Raw genomic sequence first — 18,211 nt, forward strand, 5'->3', positions numbered from 1 at the left:
TCAGTGTCCCTGGCAGTGGTCGGTCGGTCGGCTACGCCTGTCACCTAAAGAGCGTTATTGAGATGGAATCAGCGTAATTGAGCGTGATTGATGTTCATTTGAGGCCGAAGTTCAGGTGGTTGAGGCGCAGGAAGCCCACAGAGCTATCGAGCCGCCCACCCGGCATTCAGTGGGCGCTGTTGCCGCTGGCCAGAACCTGCTCGATGGCTTCAACCAACTCGGCGCACTTTTGCGGGTTCAAGGCATCGGCATGGGGATCGGCAAAACGGCCAATGTCGTTGTCAAAATAGCGGCCACCGGCTCCGGCGAACTCATCGGCCAGGGCGGCACGGCACAGGATGTCGGCACCGATGCTCAGGTCGCCACCGTCAACGCCGTAGGCGTCCTTCACCATTTTACTGCCCAGCATCGACGCCGGATTGACGGCGACCACCATCGGCCCCTGATGTTGCAGAGCCTGGCCCAGTTGACGGCTCCACATGGTGAGCGCCAGTTTGCTTTGCGCGTAGGCGGCGCTGGCAGACAGCGGTGTGCCTTGGGTCAGGGCGCTCAGGTCCACCGGTGCCTGAGCGGCCGACGACAGGTTCACCACCCGGCCGGTTTTACCCAGCAAGGGGCGCAGCCGCTGGGTCAGCCGGTAGGGTGCTAAGGTATTCACCGCAAACCGGATGTCGAAGCCGTCCGCAGTGAGCCGGGTGGGAACGTCGTACACTCCGGCATTGTTAATCAGCACATCCAGGTGCTCCAACTGCTGAACCAGCCGAGTGGCAAAGGCGTCCACGTCCGCCAGGGAGGACAGATCTGCAATCATGCCTTCGACCGCGTTTCCGCCACACAGTGGTGCCAGTTGCTGCTGAACCCGCTGCAGTTTTTGCAAGCTGCGGCCATGGAGTATGACTCGATGCCCCATTTGGAGCAGTTGCTTGGCGGTCTCCAGGCCAATGCCGTCGGTGGAGCCGGTAATGAGAATGGTCTTGGTCATGGCTGTGCGCTTCAACGGATGGGATGTGAACAAAAGCGTAGCAATGGGCGATGGGGTTTGAAAACCGGCCTCAGATTGAAACAGTCTCCCGGTTGGTTTGATAATGCTTTGGCCCTGCGGCGATGCCGATAACGCAAAAAGCCGCCCGAAGGCGGCTTTGCGGTGTCAGTCAGTGACCTTGACGTGGGCAAGGATGTAGTCGGTATCGTACACCCGCGAGGCCGACGCCTCTGGCTTACTGGTGAAACCGGTTACCTCAACCACGACCGAGGTCTCTTTGTTGATGGCGGAACTGCCCCACAGCAGATCGTGGCTGCCATCGACGCCGACGCCAAACTGGCCGACGGAATCGCGGTCCGTCTGTTCACTGGTAAAGGTGAAGTAGGGGTAGCCCGCTTGTTGGCACAGCTCTGCCGATTTGCGCATTACGTACTTCCTGGCCAGGGCCCGGTCGGTGTTGGTGTTGCCAACAAAGCTGATCTGCCAGCCGTCCGGCGCAATCTGCACGGTTTCAAATCCTTCGCCGAAGGACCAGAAGTTCTTCTCGGTATCGTAAGGGGTGGCACAGGCGGCCAGCATCAGCGCCAGTCCCGCACACACGCACGCATTTCTGATCGATTTCATGGTTGAGGTCCTGTGGTGTTGATTAGAAGCTGTAGTTCACGCCCAGGCTGGTGGCCCACTGGTTGTTGCTGTTTACCAGTGGCGAGTCGCCCATGTTGGAGCCCAGACGGGAATAGCCGGTGGACTGGGTGATGTCCAAGTGCTTGGTCACCGGAATCACCAGTGCGTAACCAACGTTGTAACTAAAGGCGCCGCTGCTCTGGTAGGCCGGGCGATGCACCTTGGCTTCTGAGCGGGATACGCCAGTGTAGTAGTTGACGTAGTCTTTGCTGAAGTAGTGCACTCCGGCGTAGGGAACGAAATCCGCAAAGCCCAGGTTCATTGGGTGGTAGTAAGTCAGGTCGGCCTGGTAGCCCTTGTAGACGCCGGTGACGTCGTGTTGGAATTTGCTGGACAGTGTGCCCTGGCCCAGGTGCAGGTCGGCGTTCAGGCCCAGGTCACCACTGATGTCGCGATCTTTCATGCCGGACAGAATGTCGGCATCGTCCGAATCGAAGCCAGGATTGGCGACCAAAAAGGCGCTGAAGTTGACTGCGCTGTCGTTGTCGCCGAAAAAACGGTAGTTGATGCCGGCCAGGTCGGCGTTGAAGTCTTCACCGTGGTAACCGCCGTTGAGGTAGGCACCGGTCTGATGATCCTGCCCCTTGTAGAACTTGCTGCCGGTGATGACGCCGGCGCCGGCAAAGTACTGGCCCTGGTGGCTGTAGACATTACCGTTACGAATGTAGGTGTTGCCGGCGTCTGCGAACGCGTGGCTGGACAGCAGGGCGGCGGAGATAACGAAGCACAGTTTTTTCATCTTTTTGATCCTTTAACGTCTGTCGAATGACTGTGGGGCTACTATATTCCGCTCGTGGATGGGACTCTGTATCTGAATGTATCCTGGAGGAAGTTGGGCTTGGCACGGGCGGCGATTAGGATAGAGGCAGGCAACGGTTACGCCAATGACTGGAGTTTGGTGGTGGCTAACGGAATTGCCGGCAAATTTCGGTACTATGTAGCGCAACGCGATGATGAATAAAGTGAAAACAATGAAGGTGCGTCAATTCGGTCCCTGGCTGTGGTTGCTGGCCTGTCTGCCTGGCATGGCGACGGCCTCGGACATTGCCAGCAGTGTCTCCTCCGGTGTCGATAATCGCTTCGCCGATGGCGGTTATTTTGAGCTGGGCGGCAGTGTGTTCTCGGTGAATAAAGTGGATGTCAGGCAGACCGACTACGAGCCGGTGCAGGCATCGTTGCTGATCAGCGGCACCTATCAGTACAAAGGGCTGTTTGTGGAGATGATCCATCAGTCTCAGGATGGCATTAATCTGGGGGTCAATTTCTGGAACTCGGAAAACTGGTCACTGGATCTGTTGGTGGCCAACCTGCAAAGCTCCTGGGCCCGCCCGGAGGGGATTGACCCTTCTGAACTGGATGAAGCCGGCCGTAATGCCTACCTGATGTCGGAAGAGTCGCTCTACATTGGCGCCGGCTTTCGAGCCACCCGTTACTGGGGCGATCATTACGTGTTTCAGTACCGGTTGATGGCCGATTATTACGACGACCAGGGGGTGCTCAGTACCGCCCGTCTGGGCAAATCCTGGCAGGTGCGCAACTGGAACTTCCATATGCTCGGCAGCATCGAGTATGTCTCGTCTAAGCTGAACCGCCACCTGTTTGGGGTCAAGGCCAACGAGGCCACCGAGCTGTTTCCGGAGTACACGCCGGACGACTCTTTTAACTATGGGGTCGAGCTGGGCGTGGCCTACCCGCTGAGCGAAAACTGCGTATTCCGGGCCATGTATCGCCTCAATATGCTGTCGGACGAAGTGACCAACAGCCCCTTTAACCGGGCGGATCACGTGTCGTTTTTCAACGCGTCCGTCAGCTATGTGTTTTAGGGGGGCGGCATGAACAGACTCAGTCAATGTGTCGGTGTGGTCCTGCTGGGGCTGCCGCTGACGGCCTGGAGCCTGGACGAGTCGGTGGCCTTTACCGCCACCCCGGAACGTTGCATTGCCCTGCACAAAGGGCAGACGTGCTACCAGGAGGTGCAGTTCCGCTGGCAGACTCCGGACAGCGGTCAGTATTGCCTGGTGCTAAATCGCAACCGTCGACAACTGACGTGCTGGAACGGCAACGCCATGCAGCAATATCAGTACAATTTTGAGGGTGAGAAGACCACCACCTTCAGCCTGATCCGCGACGATGAAGCGCGGCCTCTGGCGGAGGTGAAAGTGGTGGTAACCTGGGTGTATAAGGCTCCGAAACAGAGCCGGTCTGGCTGGAGGTTATTCTGAGTATGTCGATCGCCAAACAGATACTGGTGGTGGAAGATGATGCCTCGCTGGCGGAGTGGATCAGCGATTATCTGCTGGACCACGGCTACGGGGTGACCGTGGCCAGCCAGGGGGATTACGCCTTGGAGATGATCGCCGAGGAGTTGCCGGACCTGGTGCTGCTGGATGTGATGATGCCGGTAAAAAATGGCTTCGATGTCTGCCAGGAGGCGCGGGCGTTTTATTCCGGCCCGATTCTGTTTATGACCGCCTGCAGCGAAGAAGGGGATGAGATTCAGGGATTGGAAGTCGGTGCCGATGACTATCTGACCAAGCCTATTCGCCCCCAGGTGCTGCTGGCCCGAATCAAGGCGCTGCTGCGCCGCGCCAGTGATGAAGAGGTTAAACAGCAACTGGTGTTCGGCGCCCTGGTGCTCAATGCCACCGCCAAGTCGGTGACCATCGATCATCAGCCCATCGGCCTCAATGCCAATGAGTTCGACGTGCTGTGGCAGTTGGCGCTGAAGGCCGGCACCATCGTCAGCCGGGTCGAGCTGGTGTCGCAGCTGCGGGGCATCGAGTACGATGGCCTGGATCGCTCGGTGGACATTCGCATCTCCCGTCTGCGTAAAAAACTGCAGGAGGGCCCTAGCCAGCCCTACAGGGTGAAAACCGTTCGAGGCAAGGGCTACCTGTTTTGCCGGGATGACAGCGAGCCCGCTCAATGAGAAAGCTGATTGTGTCGCTGGTGCTGGTGGTGCTGGCGTCCATTGCCGGCTTGGGCTGGTCCATCAGTGAGTTTGCCGCTTTGCAGACTCAGCAGGATGACACGCCGGGGGTGGCCAGTCGCATCGCGGCACTGAAGCTGGTGGGGGAGTCGCTGGCGCTGAGCCTGGACAACGACGAGGCCAGTAGCGACCCCTTTATCGACAACTGGAACCGACGCAATGCCGAACAGCTGTCGTTGGTGACCGAAGACCAGTTTGGGTTACCGGCGCCGTTGCGGCAGCAGTTTGATGCCGGCGAACCGCTGCTGCTGGAGTCCGACGAAGGGATCTCTTTGCACTACCGGTTGCCGGAGACCGGCCAGGTACTCAACATCACGACCGCCCTGATTACTCCTGCCGATCCGCCCCTGAGTCTGAATGAGCTGTACACCATGGTGTTTTACGGCGGGGTGGTGTTGATTCTGTTGGTGTGGGTATCGCCGCTGATTCGGCGGCTGTTGAACCTCAGCCGGGTGACCCAGGCCTTTGGCATGGGGCAGATGGAGCAGCGCATCGATATCAGCAGCACCTCCTACATCCGTTCCATCGAGACCGAGTTTAACCGCATGGCCGATCGCATTCAGCAGCTGCTGGATGACAACAAATTGCTGAGTCGGGCGGTGTCTCATGATCTGAAAACCCCCATCGCCCGGTTGAGATTTGGCATCGAGGCGCTGGAGGAGACCCGCAGCGACACGCTGCGGGTCAAGTATTTCCAACGACTGAACCGGGATCTGGATGCCATGGAGGAGTTGGTGGCGACGCTGCTCAGTTATGCTCGGCTGGATCAGGCCAACATTCAGCCGGATTGGCACTCCATCGAGCTCAACGACTGGTTGCAGGAGCGACTGGATGCCACGGCGGACTCGCAGCATTTGGTGACCTTCAGCCCGGCACCGACGCCGGTGACGGTTCGCAGTGACCCCAAATACCTGTCGATGCAGGTCAATAACTTGCTGAGTAATGCCAGACGTTTTGGTCGTTCAAACATCGAGGTGGTGTTGGAACAGACCGATGGCGGTGTGTGGATTCACATCGATGACGATGGCCAGGGCATTGATGAGCAAGAAGCGAAAGAGGTGATCAAACCCTTCGTCCGTGGCCAGCACAGTCGGGGCAACGCCGGCCATGGCATGGGGCTGGCGATTGTCGACCGTATCGGCCAGTGGATGGGGGCGACGCTGCACATCGGTCGCTCGCCCAAGTTGGGCGGCGCCCGAATGTCGCTGTGCATCGCCAGCGCTCAGGGCGACCGCCGATGAGGCGTTAGCGAGCAGCGCTGATGGGAATGAACACGGTAAATTTGGCTCCGCCCAAGGGGCTGTCACTGACCTGAATCTTGGCCCCCATTCGATTGGCGGCCGCCTGGGCGATGGCCAGGCCTAACCCCAACCCGCCGGTGGCCTGATTGCGGCTGGCATCCAGGCGGGAAAAGGGCAGGAAGATCAGCTCATGGTCTTCGGCACTGATGCCCTGACCGTCTTCTTCAACCGCGATTTGAATGCCGTCCGGCATTGCCTCTGCGGTGACCTGAACCTGACTGTGGCCATAGCGCTGGGCATTGCTGACCAGGTTGTCGAACAGCAGCCGAAAGCAGCTGCCGTCAACGGCGTACTGTGGCAACGGTTTCACAAAGCAGCGCAGCGGCAGGGCGTCGAGTTTTTTGAACCAGGCCAGGCGCTGCTCCAGTAGCTGAGACAGGTCCTGAAGTTGTTGTTCTGGCTGGCGGTCGAGGGAGTGCAGCCTGACTAAGGTCAGCACCTGGTTGGTGAGCTGATCCATGTCTTCGACGTAGGCATCGATGTTGTCCAGCAGGGCGATTTGATCGGCGTTGGAGCACTGTTTGCGCAGCAAGCCGTTGGCCAGTTGAATGCGGCTGAGCGGGGTGCGCAGTTCGTGGGGGACCGCCTGGGCAAACACGCGGCTTTCATGAACCGAGGTGCTGATGGCGGACGCCATGGTGTTAAAGCTGTTGGCCAATTGCCGAACCGGTTCGGCGTCCGGCACCTCTGCCCGGGCATCCAGTTGGCCCTGACCGAAGCGCTGTTGGGTGTCGGTGAGGGCCTGGATCTGAGTCTGTAGCTGCCGTGCTGGCACGTACAGGGCGGCGCCCATGGCCAAAATGGCCATCAGGAACAACAGGTAGGGGAAGAACTCTTCGGGATCGTCCTCCCAGGCGGCTTCCAGATCGGCGGGCATGCCTGAGGCGCCCAGATGATCGATCAGCAGCAACCGGCCCTCGCTGCCTTCCATGCTGAAACTGGCAAGCAGGTCGTCATTGTCGCGAAAGCGGTAGACATCGGCCAGGTCAAACTTAGCCACCAGGTCGCACTCAGTGCAGGGCGGCATCGGAACCACCTGCCAGCGAACTTCAAACGGGAAATTCCACAAATCCAGGGCATCAAAGAACTCGGCCGGCGGCAGTGGCTGTAGGCGCCAGCTGTTGTACAGAAACGAATAGGCGGCGTGGGTATCGGCGTAGAAGTCTTTGGTGTCGCTGTCGTCCAACACCAGCGAGGCAAAGTTCAGGGTCAGCACGATGCTGCCCACCAGAGCCAGGATCATGCTGAGGTACAGGCGGGTGAACAGCGGTGGAATCAGTTTAGTCATGAACCAGCATGTACCCGCGGTTACGAACGGTGAGAATCATCTTGTAAGGTGCCCGATCGTCGTTGAGCTTTTTGCGCAGACCGCTGATGCGCATATCAACCGAGCGATCGTGGCCGTCGTAGTTAATGCCTCTGAGTGCTTTGCAGCAGGCTTCGCGGGTCACCACCTGGCCAGTGTGCTCGGCCAGCAGCAGTAACATTCGGTATTCCGATTCGGTGAGGTCGATGGGGTTGCCATCGAACTGCACCCGCTGTTGGCGGGGGTGAATGACAACCTTGCCGCAGTTGATGCTGTCGACGTTGACCGGGTGCCACCGGCGCAGCAACGCTTCGATGCGGGCTGCCATGACATGGGGTTTAACCGGTTTCGTCAGGTAGTCATCGGCGCCCATCTTCAGCAGGCTGATCTCGCTGAACTCATCGTCACAGGCGGTCATCACCATGATCGGCTTCTGATAGAAGGTGCGAGCCTGCTGGCAAACCTCGATGCCACTTAAGCCTGGAAGCATCAGATCCAGTACCACCATATCCGGATCAAAGCTCTTGATCGCCGTCAGGGCGTCGGCGCCATTATCAACGATCTGCGGTTGGTACTGCTCCGCCTGCAGATACATGGCTGTCAGGCGGGCGATCTCGGCATCGTCCTCGACAATCAAAATTTTGGCTTTGGTCACGGCTGGGTCACTAGTGAGTATTAGGGATAGTGTCTATTGTAACGGGCTGGAACGGAATGCCCAGCCCGCTTACACCGGCTTACATGGTTGTCATTCCGGCTGACAGATTTCGTTACGCCAGACGGCGGCAAAGGTTTTCATCAGCAACACCAGAATCACCAGTGACGCCAGTGACAACAGGGCAAACGACAGGTATCCAAAGAGTGGCTTGGAGGTGGCGCTGTACATCACTTGGGCGGCGATGCTGGCGGCAGCCAGTGGGAATGAGTAGGCCCACCAGGAGACATAGAAGCGGATCTTGGAGAAGCGGGCAAACTGAGTCAGTAGCAGCAGTACCAGAAACATGGCGACGTTGAACAGCACCTGGGCCAGGGTATCGATGGTGCCAGTGAGCTTCAGATAGGCGGTAAAACCGACTGCCGGCGGGGCGATGAAGATAAACAGGGTGGGCAGCAACTTCTCTGGCAGAGGATCATGAAAGATAACTCTATTCAAAATCAATGCTTTAAGTATTATCCAGAACAACAAGCCGATGGAAAAGAAGAACCAGCTGATCTCCATAAAGCCATGTTCCACACCGGCAATGGGGACGATGATGTTGCCGACAATGGGAATAAACCAGGCCGGGGTGCTGTGGGCAATCTGAAATTTGGGGTGGTGAATCCACTGGGTCAGCACATACAGGGTAAATAACAGGTGCAATACCGCCCCGACGCTCCAGAATGCCAGTGACAATGGCTTGGACAGCGGCAATAACGCGGCACTGAGTAGCAGCAGGCTGATGGAGAATGTAGGGAAGAAGCTGAGTTTAATGGGGTGGTTGAGTTCGGCGCGTACCGCCTCGGGCTGGGTGAACAGCTTCATCAGGTAACTGCCACACAGGGCGGTGAACAGCACCAGGGTCAAAATCAACAACAGTTGATTGATGATTGACGGGGCGCCGAGTACCTGTGCGGCCTTGCCCCAGGCCAGGGTTAACCCGCTCATGCCCATGATCATGGCAAAGAACGAAACCGGGAAATACGCCAGTTGCGAGGAGCGAGAGAGTTCCGCTTGCTGATTCATAATCATCATCCGTAATTTAGAATATTCTAATACGCTATGCCTGACCGGCATTCAAGTCCAGTACCGATAGGACAGTTTTTGCTGTGAGTTGGTAAATCTGTGAACTGACGACGGTTGCCCCGAATCCACAAAAAAGCCGCCCCGAGGGGCGGCTTGCAGGTTTGACGTATGATGAGTGTTACTGGTGCATCTTGCCGCCAAGCTCGGTCAGGCGATCCAGTTTCTCGCCGACTTCGTGGCACTGACCGCAGGCGAAACCTTCCTGCAGATAGGGGTACATGAAGTGACCATCTTCGGTGAACTGGCCGCGATCATCGTACAAATCAATCTTAAACAGGTGAATCATCTCGTCACCGAATTTAACCCCGTTTTTCTCGACGTAGGTGGCGTTCTTCACCGCGTCTGGCATGTGACAGGTGGTGCACTCCATGCTGTTGTGCAGGCTGAGCATGCCACCGGTTTCCATCGGCTTGTCACCGTGGCAGTCGGAGCAGACTTTGGTGACGGCACCGGCGTGTTCCGGCTGGTCCTGGTTCAGGGTTGATTTATGCGGGTTGTGGCAGCTGTTGCAGCTCATACCCAGCTTGTAGTGTGCGCCCATCACTTCACCGTTGTCCGGGTCGATGCCCATCAGCTCATCGTGGCCCTGGTGGTGCTTGGGTAAGCCGCCGGAGACCGCGATACGGCCACCAAACTCTTCTCCTTCGGGGAAGGCGGTTTTGTATGGGTTGGTGTAGTCGTTGCTGTGAGTACGGTTACCGTCGCGAGTGTGACACTCAGAACAGTGCACCGGCAGACCATAGCCCTGGTCATCGGCGCGCAGTTGCTCACTGGTCCGTGGGGTCGCAGTCTTGACGATGTTGTCGGCTGACGGCGCCTTGATGTGCTCGGAACCGGCGCCGTGGCAGGCTTCACATTGCACTCCGGCGTAAGCATAGGTGCCCATGATACCGGGTAAGTCATCTTGCTTGTGGGGGTTCAGGCTGCCCTCTTCGGTGCCGGTAAAGGGTTTCCAGCCGGTGTTGTGGCAGTTACCACAACCGTAGGCGTAGTCGAACTTGTCACCCTTGTAGGCGCCCATCACCTGATCGTTCAGCCCCAGGTTCTCGGCGTGGATGTTGTATTGCACCGCGCTGCCGGTGACGACGTAGCCGTCTTTATCGAACCAGCGGTACTTCCAGCCATAGCCGCCGGAGGTGTAAGTCACGTCGTCGTAGCTTTCGGGGATTCCCAGGGTGTTGTTGCTGCCGTTGCCGTCGTTACCGACCATCTCCAGTGCACCGGTCATGTTGGTGTAGGGGAACTCGGGCATTTCGCCGTCAATTTCACTGATCTTGAAGTTATGTCCGGTTAACTGGTGGGTGGCAAATTCCTGGGCGTGGCAACTGCCACAGGCTTCGGAGCCCACGTAGCTGAGGCTGACCTGACCGTCGGCGGTGACGGTGACTCGCACCTTGGCGCTGGCGTCATCACTGCCGTCGCTGATGGTGTAGTCGATGGTGGCGCTGCCCACGAACCCGTCCGGGTCGTAGTGCACCAGTCCGTCGGCGATGCTGGCGACGCCTTGATCGGCGACGGCGCTGCTTAATGTCAGAGTATCACCATCGGCATCACTGGCTTGAGCCAGTACATCGATGCTGATGGCCTCGCTGGCGGTGGTTTCGGCGCTGAGATCGGCGGCAACCGGTGGGGTATTTGGATCGGGCACGACCACAGTGTTGTCATCGTCGTCGCTACAGGCAGTCATCAGACTGGCTGCAATCAGGGTGGCTAAAAGCCGGGTGTGGGTTTTCATCATCATTCTCCTGCAGTGGTGGACCACTGTCTACATCCTGCAAGGAGTATCGAATGTGTGAATTTTTGTCGCCAGATTAGGGAAGTTGTCACCCTGAACCGGGTTGATAAGTTTTGTTATCAGAACTGGTTCAGGGTGATGTTTTATAAGGATTTATTCGTCGGATGAGGCGGCAATAAATTGCACCATTTGTTGGCCGTGAGCTGTTAAAAAGTAGATCTTGTTCGCATTTTGTTCCACCAGTCCGCTCTGCTTTAATTGGCGCAGGTGAAAATTGAACTGAGTGTGGTTGTCGACGCCCGCCAAGCGGCACAGATCCATGAAGCGCAGCTTCTTGTGCAGGGACAGTTGTTGCAATACGGCCCGGCGCATGGGGTTGGACAGCGCCGAAAACACCTTGTTGGCCTCCTCCTCCGGCAGCGACAGTGCCGGTTGCCGCTGAGCCTGAACCCGTCGGAGGGTGGTGGCCAGGGTCGCCAGGTTAAAGGGTTTGGTGACAAAGTCATCGGCGCCCCGTTTCATGGCGTCGACGGCGGTATCGACGGTGGCGAAGGCGGTGGTGATGACGATGCCAATGCCGGGTTGCAGTCGCCGCAGGGCGGCGATGGCATCGACTCCGGTCATGCCCGGCATCACCAGATCCAGCAGCGCAATATCAAATTTTTGCTGTTCGGCCTGATCCAACGCCTGTTCGGCGCTGTGACAACTGACGACGGTGAAGCCTTCGCAGTGCAGGGCTTCTTCGATAGCACTGTTGAGTTCGACGTCGTCTTCGGCAAGCAGAATCGACAGGGTCATGAAGCGCTCCTTGGCAGAGTAAACTGAGCCACCAATCCGGTGTCTCCATTGCTCAGGGTCAGTTCGCCCTGATGCTGTTGAATGATTTGCTGGCAGATGGTCAGCCCCAGGCCGGTGCCTTGCCCCTGAGGTTTGGTGGTGAAAAACGGGCTCAATGCCTGAGTCAGCAGCGCGGGGGCCATGCCGCTGCCACAGTCACTGATCCTTACCTCAATGCCGTTGGCGCCGGCAGTGGCACTGATGGTCAGTTTCAGGGTGTCGCTACTGGCATCGATGGCGTTGCTGACCAGGTTGATGATCACCTCTTCCAGCTTGATTTCGTCACCCATCACCCGCAGGTTCGGTTCCAGATCCAGCTGTACCTGAAACGGCTTGAGTCGATGTTGCATCAGATCCAGGGCCGAATGGATGACTTGACCCAGATCGACGGGCTGAACTTCGGCGGTGCTGTTGCGGGCAAAGTGCAGCACCTCCTGGCTGATGTGATTGGCCCGGTTGAGGCCGTGACGAATGCGCTGTAACTGTTTTTGTTGAGCCTCATCCGGTTGCAGTTGGCGCTCAAGCAGGTCGCAGCCCAGGGTGGCGTAGCTCAATGGCGTCTTGATCTCATGGGCGATGCCGGAGGCTAACTCTCCGATGGCTCGCAGTTTTTCTCCGCGCATTACCCGTCGTTGCTGCTCCTCAATCTGCTGCTGGTATTCCAAATCAAACAGCTTGAGCGCCTGCAATAGTCCTAATAGCAGGCCGAAGGCACTGAGCATGCGCACCATGGGCACCCAGATGCCCCAGTTGGAAGAGAGCAGACCGGCAGCGATGGCGTAGCACAACAGGGCCACGCCACAATAGCCAAACCACTGGGCCCCCTGATGATGGTTGGCGGACAGTTCGCGGGCGTAGTAGATCATGGCGACCCCGGCCAGGCTGCCGCCGGCCAGGCCGAAGATCCAGCGGGTCAGTTGCACCGACAGCAGCAGTGAGCGTTCCACGGGGAAGATCAGCAGATGAATCAGGGTGGCGGACAGATACAATGCCAGCAGTATCGGCACCAGGTAGCTCAGCCAGCGCCGGTGCGGTGCCGCGAGGATGTCCAGCATCTGCCAGGCAAACCACACCAGCGCCAGGAACGAAATCAGCAGTTTGGCGATACGCAGCAATTTCACCTGTATCCACCACTGCTGAGACAGTTCGCCGCCCACCAGTTTCAGGTACAGTTCGGACCATTCGTGGAAGGCATGGGTAAAGCCAAACAATGCCAGCGCCGGCAGCGCCGAGGCGATGGCCAGCTTACTGAATTTGAGGTTACGAAAGCTGATGACGCAGCCGATGGTGAAGAACACCAGACCGTAGAACAGGTAAACATTGAACAGGATCAGCTCTTTCATCGGCTAAAGGCTAGCCAATTCCTGAGGTGTCTGCTGTGACCGCTCTGGGGTTCTGGGGGCAAAAAGGCCGGTAAGGATCACAAAAAAGCCTCCACGGGTGGAGGCTTTTTACTGGAATAAGAGGCGTTTCGATTTACTTCTGGGTAGCAAGGTAGTTCATCAGGTCGGTCAGTTGTCCCAGAGTTTCGATGTTGCGCATGTTGATCATGTACTTATCGTTGATGATGAAGGTGGGTACACTCTGAATGCGAAACTTCTGCTGTTCCATCATCCAGGTCATCACCTTCTTTTGTACCGCTTTGCTGGTGGCGATCTTGTCGTAATCGCTGACGTCGACGCCGTTATCGGTAAACACCTTTTTGATGTCATCGCGAGTCTTGATTTTATCCTCTTTCTCGGCGTCGTGGGCGCCCGGGGCGTGATCGTGGGCACCGCCGGCAAGGATGTCGAACATCGGAATCTTGACCTTGTCGGTCACGCCCATCTCTTGCATTACAGCCAAAGACAGGATCACCTCGTTGCCGATGTCGCTGTTCATGAAATCAACGTGCGCCTGTTGGAAGTCGATGCTTTTGTCCAGGCCGGGTTTGATCAGCGGCAGGTAGCGCTTCTCCATGGTGATGCAGTTGTGGCAGTACAGGGAGAAGAACTCCTTGATGGTTGGTTGCTCAGTCGCTGGACCCTGGCTCACTACGCTGTAGTGGGTGCCTTCGGTAAATTGGGCTGCCCAGGTCGCCAGGGGGGCGATCATCAGGGCGACGGCTAGGGCGATACGCTTGCTCACAATGTGTGTCCTCGTTGTCTCTACAGGAGAAATAAGTGGGGGAACCGTTCAGGGGCCTAAGCTAACCTATGGAGCTACTGCAAGGTCAATAAATATCGCTTTCAATCTGCACTAATGTTGAACTGGTTCGCTTTTTGCCAACTCTTCGGTTTCAGGCGGAACTTTTTGGCGTTTTAACGAGTGAGTGGTACAGGTTGGGGAAGGGTTTTTTTCGACCGCGGTTGGGGGGCGCTGGGGCCGAGGCCCAGAGCACGGTCGCGTTTGTGGGCATCGACCGTGGCCAACATCAGTCGTCCTAACTCAGGCAGTGGTGGATAACCTGCCGATTCAACCGGCAGCGGTCGGTGCTGACTAGATAGCCACCCCGCTGCCAGTGGTGGCGGCCATCAGGCTTGAGGCTGTTGGTCGTCCTGGTCAACGGTCGGCTGGCCTTCCAGGGTTGCTAGGCGTGCTTCCAGTGCCTCGACCATCTGGCGGGTTTTGGCCAGCACAGCCGTTTGACGATCGAACTCTTCGCGGCTGACCATGTCCAGCTTGGACAGCTGGCTTTGCAGAATGGTTTTGGCCTTGGCTTCGAAGTCGTCTGCGGCGGCCTTGATACCGGAGGGCAGGGCGTCGTTCATCTGCTTGGCGATTTGTTCCAGTTTATCCGTATTGATCATGGTTTCATTACTCCGTAACGCTTGCATTTATGGTAACAAAGTTTGCCTGGGGATTCCCCCTTTGTTCGGTTGCGGCGCTGAGCGGTCGTTTTAGGTAGAATGACGCGGTATTTTGGTTTGGAGCAACAATGAGACTTAATCCTGGTCAGCAGGCGGCTGTGGAGTTCGTATCCGGCCCCTGTCTGGTGTTGGCGGGTGCCGGCAGTGGCAAAACCCGGGTGATCACCAATAAGATCGCCCACCTGGTGCAGCAGTGCGGTTATCAGGCTCGGCACATTGCTGCCGTGACCTTTACCAACAAGGCGTCCCGCGAGATGCGGGAGCGGGTGGCGCAGACTCTGGGCAAGAAAGAGGCTCGGGGGCTGTGGGTGTCGACCTTCCATACCCTGGGGTTGGAGATCATTCGCCGTGAGCACAAGTCGCTGGGACTCAAGCCCAACTTTACCCTGTTTGACGATCAGGACAGCCTGGCCCTGCTCAAAGAGCTGACCGCCGATGAGCTGGAGGAAGACAAGGACCTGCTCAACCAGCTGATCAGTACCATCAGCAACTGGAAAAACGATCTGATCCTGCCGGCCAAGGCCACCGAACTGGCCCAGGATGCACAAACGGCGTTGTTTGCTCAGCTGTATCAGCGCTACCGGGATCATCTGCAGGCCTACAATGCCCTCGATTTCGATGACCTGATCATGGTGCCGACCTTGCTTCTGGCCAGCAACGAAGAGGTGCGGGATCGCTGGCAGAACCGCATTCGTTACTTGCTGGTGGACGAGTATCAGGACACCAACACCAGCCAGTATCAGTTGGTGAAGCTGTTGGTGGGCAACCGAGCCCGCTTTACCGTGGTGGGGGACGACGATCAGTCGATCTACTCCTGGCGTGGTGCCAAGCCGCAGAACCTGGTGCTGTTGCAGAAGGATTTCCCCAAACTGAATCTGATTAAGCTGGAGCAGAACTACCGTTCCAGCCAGCGAATACTGAAGTCGGCCAACATTCTGATCGCCAACAACCCGCACGTGTACGAGAAAACCCTGTTCTCCGAGCTGGGCTATGGCGACACCCTCAAGGTGCTCAGTGCCAACAACGAGGACCATGAGGCCGAGCGGGTGGTGGCCGAACTGATTCGGCATAAGTTCGTGAATCGCACCGACTACAAGGAATACGCGGTGCTGTATCGGGGCAATCACCAGGCGCGACTGTTTGAAAAGGCGATGATGACCAACCGCATCCCCTACAAACTGTCTGGCGGCACCTCGTTTTTCTCCCGGGCGGAGATCAAAGACATCATGGGTTACCTGCGATTGCTGGTGAACGCCGATGACGACAACGCCTTTCTGAGGATCTGCAACGTGCCCAAGCGCGGGCTGGGACCGGCAACGCTGGAGAAACTGGGGCGTTTGGCCAATAAACGTCAGATCAGCCTGTTTGCGGCGGCATTTGAGCCGGACATGGAGCAGCACCTGCCCAAGGGCGCGGCCGAATCGGTGATGGTGTTTACCCGTTGGGTGGTGGAGCTGGCGGATCGGGCTCAGCGCGGCGATACCCTGGCGGCGCTGAAGGACCTGGTGCGAGAGATCAACTACGAAGATTTCCTCTACGACACCTCGCCCAGCCCCAAGGCGGCCGAGATGCGGATGAAGAACGTCTCCGAGTTGTACCGCTGGATCACCGACATGCTCGAAGGCGATGAGCTGGAAGAGCCGATGACCCTGCCTCAGGTGGTGACTCGGCTGACCCTGAGAGACATGATGGAACGCAACCAGGAGGACGAGGAATCGGATCAGGTGCAACTGATGACGCTGCACGCCTCCAAGGGATTGGAGTTCCACTATGTGTTCATGGTGGGCATGGAGGAGGGATTGTTGCCGCACCAGAGCAGCCTCGATGAAGGCAACGTCGAGGAGGAGCGGCGACTGGCCTACGTCGGCATTACCCGGGCCCAGAAAGAGCTGATTTTCACCCTGTGTCGGGAACGGCGCCAGTACGGTGAACAGATCCGTTGTGAACCCAGCCGGTTCCTGGCGGAATTGCCCCAGGATGATCTGGAATGGGATCGAGGCAAAAAGCGTCAGAGCGAGCAGCAGCGGCAGCAGGCGGGCAAGGCCAATATTGCCGCGTTGCGGGCGATGTTGAAGGGAAAATAGGGTTTTGCGAACGGAGTCAGTGACAAAAAGCGCCGGGTTAGCTATTTTTTGCTCGGTTGAACGGTTTTTCTTGAAAAATTGTTGGACGTTGGCGGGCGTTCACCGTAAGATGGCCGCCGTCAAAAGGAAGCGCCCATAGCTCAGCTGGATAGAGCGCACCCCTCCGGAGGGTGAGGCCGGGGGTTCGAATCCTCCTGGGCGCGCCATGTTCTTTGCGCGTGGCATGACGAAAAAAATCTCTATGGTGGCTGTAGCTCAGTTGGTAGAGTCCCGGATTGTGATTCCGGTTGTCGTGGGTTCAATCCCCATCAGCCACCCCATATTCTGAAAAGCCAGTCGAAAGACTGGCTTTTTTGGTTCCTGGCCTCGGAAACTGGAGCTTTCGCTTCGGGGCTTGTAGGCCAAATCGAATGAGCCCCGGATTGTGAGTCGGGCCGAGGTGGGTCAATCCCCGGGAGCCACCCCATATTTTGAAAAGCCAGTCGAAAGACTGGCTTTTTTGGTTTCTGGCCTCGGAAACTTGAGTGTCCAGTCTCGTACTCTGTCCATCCCATCTGTCACCGAACCGTCCTAAAATGGCACTCCGCAAGGTGAGTGTTGTGTTTGCCGGATCCGCAGAAATAAAAAAACCGCAGGCCGATGGCGCTGCGGTTTTTTTTTGATCGGCAAAGGCGGGGTTAGCCGCCGGTCAGACTCATAAAGCGCAGAATCTGAGTGCCGTCGTCGTGGCCGAACAGGTGCTTTTCCGGTTTGACCTTCATGGCGGTCACGATGGCGGCCTTCACCGCTTCTACGTCACCGTCGTTGTCCCGCAGTACCTGTTTCAGATCCACCGAGTTCTCGTTGCCCAGACACAGCAGCAGTTCCCCTTTCACGGTGACCCGGACCCGGTTGCACTCATGACAGAAGTTGTGGCTGTGGGGAGAGATAAAGCCGATGCGCGACTCGCTGCCTTCCATGCGGTAATAACGCGCCGGACCGCCGGTGCGCTCACTGCTGGGGATCAGCGGGTAGGTTGGCTCAATCAGCGCTCGCACCTCTTCACTGGTACACAGGGTCTGTTCACGGCGATCGGTGTCGAAGGCGCCCAGCGGCATCTCTTCGATGAAGCTGATGTCGATGTTGCGGTCACGGGCGAAGTTGACCAGGTCCAGCACTTCGTGGTCGTTCTTGCCTTTCATCACCACGGCATTGAGCTTAACCCGCTCAAAATTGGCGTCACAGGCGGCGTCGATGCCGGCCAGTACCCGCTCCAGGTTGCCCTTGCGGGTCACCTGAGTGAAGCGTTCCGGTTCCAGGGTGTCCAGGCTGATATTGAGGCGCTGCAGACCGTTGCCGGCCAGTACATGGGCGAACTTGGTCAGTCGAGAACCGTTGGTGGTCATCGACAGATCTTTCAGTCCGGGCAGTTTGCCGAGTTTGCGCACCAGCACCGGCAGGTCGGTGCGCACCAGTGGCTCGCCACCGGTCAGGCGGATGCGTTCAACACCGAGTTCGGTGAAGGCGCGGGCGATGGTACCTAACTCTTCCAGGGTCAGGACGTCGTCCCGTCTCAGGAAGGTGGGATTCTCGTCCATGCAGTAGACGCAGCGGAAGTCACAGCGGTCGGTGACCGACAGCCGCAGGTAATCGATTTTGCGTCCAAAGCCGTCTATCAGGCTCAT

17 protein-coding genes and 2 tRNA genes are annotated in these 18,211 nt (G+C 57.6%); 7 read left to right on the plus strand and 12 right to left on the minus strand.

The features are described 5' to 3' along the window. Positions 1 to 166: 166 nt before the first annotated feature. The 3 genes from H598_RS0100200 to ompV form a co-directional block, all read right to left on the minus strand. Positions 167 to 982 (minus strand): SDR family NAD(P)-dependent oxidoreductase, encoded by an 816-nt coding sequence (locus H598_RS0100200; RefSeq protein ID WP_028111189.1) that lies wholly within the window; start codon positions 980 to 982, stop codon positions 167 to 169. Between the two features lie 165 nt (positions 983 to 1,147). Further along, positions 1,148 to 1,606 carry a CC0125/CC1285 family lipoprotein gene (locus H598_RS0100205; RefSeq protein ID WP_028111190.1) on the minus strand — a complete coding sequence of 153 codons (459 nt, stop codon included), beginning with the start codon at positions 1,604 to 1,606 and terminating at the stop codon, positions 1,148 to 1,150. Between the two features lie 22 nt (positions 1,607 to 1,628). Then, positions 1,629 to 2,405, minus strand: coding sequence for an outer membrane protein OmpV (gene ompV, locus H598_RS0100210; protein ID WP_028111191.1), 777 nt, complete (start codon positions 2,403 to 2,405; stop codon positions 1,629 to 1,631). A gap of 232 nt (positions 2,406 to 2,637) precedes the next feature. Between ompV and H598_RS0100215 the strand changes: the two genes are divergently transcribed. The 4 genes from H598_RS0100215 to H598_RS0100230 are packed head-to-tail and all read left to right on the plus strand — an operon-like array spanning position 2,638 to position 5,896. Then, positions 2,638 to 3,489 carry a MipA/OmpV family protein gene (locus H598_RS0100215; protein ID WP_028111192.1) on the plus strand — a complete coding sequence of 284 codons (852 nt, stop codon included), beginning with the start codon at positions 2,638 to 2,640 and terminating at the stop codon, positions 3,487 to 3,489. A gap of 9 nt (positions 3,490 to 3,498) precedes the next feature. After that, entirely contained in the window at positions 3,499 to 3,888 is a 390-nt protein-coding gene (locus tag H598_RS0100220) for a DUF3019 domain-containing protein (protein WP_028111193.1), read from the plus strand. Between the two features lie 2 nt (positions 3,889 to 3,890). Further along, positions 3,891 to 4,595, plus strand: coding sequence for a response regulator (locus H598_RS0100225; protein WP_028111194.1), 705 nt, complete (start codon positions 3,891 to 3,893; stop codon positions 4,593 to 4,595). Further along, positions 4,592 to 5,896, plus strand: a complete 1,305-nt coding sequence (locus H598_RS0100230) for an ATP-binding protein (protein ID WP_028111195.1) — start codon at positions 4,592 to 4,594, stop codon at positions 5,894 to 5,896. The genes H598_RS0100225 and H598_RS0100230 overlap by 4 nt, the downstream gene beginning before the upstream one ends. Before the next feature lie 4 nt (positions 5,897 to 5,900). Here the strand turns inward: H598_RS0100230 and H598_RS22885 are convergent, their stop codons facing one another. The 8 genes from H598_RS22885 to ubiK all read right to left on the minus strand — a co-directional run bounded on the left by H598_RS22885 (position 5,901) and on the right by ubiK (position 14,403). Further along, positions 5,901 to 7,244 (minus strand): ATP-binding protein, encoded by a 1,344-nt coding sequence (locus H598_RS22885; protein WP_051252192.1) that lies wholly within the window; start codon positions 7,242 to 7,244, stop codon positions 5,901 to 5,903. Beyond that, entirely contained in the window at positions 7,237 to 7,917 is a 681-nt protein-coding gene (locus H598_RS0100240) for a response regulator transcription factor (RefSeq protein ID WP_028111196.1), read from the minus strand. The genes H598_RS22885 and H598_RS0100240 overlap by 8 nt, the downstream gene beginning before the upstream one ends. 90 nt (positions 7,918 to 8,007) lie before the next feature. Then, entirely contained in the window at positions 8,008 to 8,982 is a 975-nt protein-coding gene (locus H598_RS0100245; protein ID WP_028111197.1) for an SLAC1 anion channel family protein, read from the minus strand. A 178-nt stretch (positions 8,983 to 9,160) separates the two neighbouring features. Next, positions 9,161 to 10,777, minus strand: coding sequence for an Ig-like domain-containing protein (locus H598_RS0100250; RefSeq protein ID WP_051252194.1), 1,617 nt, complete (start codon positions 10,775 to 10,777; stop codon positions 9,161 to 9,163). Positions 10,778 to 10,930: 153 nt separating this feature from the next. Next, the gene (locus H598_RS0100255; RefSeq protein ID WP_028111199.1) at positions 10,931 to 11,575 is read right to left on the minus strand and encodes a response regulator; all 645 of its coding nucleotides are present in this window, start codon (positions 11,573 to 11,575) and stop codon (positions 10,931 to 10,933) included. Continuing rightward, positions 11,572 to 12,957: a sensor histidine kinase gene (locus H598_RS0100260; RefSeq protein WP_028111200.1), complete on the minus strand. Its 1,386-nt coding sequence runs from the start codon at positions 12,955 to 12,957 to the stop codon at positions 11,572 to 11,574. Before H598_RS0100260 ends, H598_RS0100255 begins: the two co-directional genes overlap by 4 nt. Positions 12,958 to 13,090: 133 nt before the next feature. Beyond that, entirely contained in the window at positions 13,091 to 13,741 is a 651-nt protein-coding gene (locus tag H598_RS0100265) for a thiol:disulfide interchange protein DsbA/DsbL (protein WP_028111201.1), read from the minus strand. A 386-nt stretch (positions 13,742 to 14,127) separates the two neighbouring features. Continuing rightward, positions 14,128 to 14,403, minus strand: a complete 276-nt coding sequence (ubiK, locus tag H598_RS0100270; protein ID WP_028111202.1) for a ubiquinone biosynthesis accessory factor UbiK — start codon at positions 14,401 to 14,403, stop codon at positions 14,128 to 14,130. A 128-nt stretch (positions 14,404 to 14,531) separates the two neighbouring features. On the opposite strand from ubiK, the gene rep reads away from it, so the two are divergent. From rep to H598_RS0100285, 3 genes are all read left to right on the plus strand, one after another. After that, positions 14,532 to 16,547 carry a DNA helicase Rep gene (rep, locus tag H598_RS0100275; protein ID WP_028111203.1) on the plus strand — a complete coding sequence of 672 codons (2,016 nt, stop codon included), beginning with the start codon at positions 14,532 to 14,534 and terminating at the stop codon, positions 16,545 to 16,547. A 129-nt stretch (positions 16,548 to 16,676) separates the two neighbouring features. Further along, positions 16,677 to 16,753: transfer RNA gene (locus H598_RS0100280), tRNA-Arg, on the plus strand. Between the two features lie 38 nt (positions 16,754 to 16,791). Further along, positions 16,792 to 16,867 (plus strand) — tRNA-His (locus tag H598_RS0100285). A gap of 357 nt (positions 16,868 to 17,224) precedes the next feature. Here H598_RS0100285 and moaA read toward each other — a convergent pair. Beyond that, entirely contained in the window at positions 17,225 to 18,211 is a 987-nt protein-coding gene (moaA, locus tag H598_RS0100290) for a GTP 3',8-cyclase MoaA (RefSeq protein WP_028111204.1), read from the minus strand.

This window comes from Ferrimonas kyonanensis DSM 18153 (assembly GCF_000425405.1).
Classification (GTDB): Bacteria; Pseudomonadota; Gammaproteobacteria; order Enterobacterales; family Shewanellaceae; genus Ferrimonas; species Ferrimonas kyonanensis.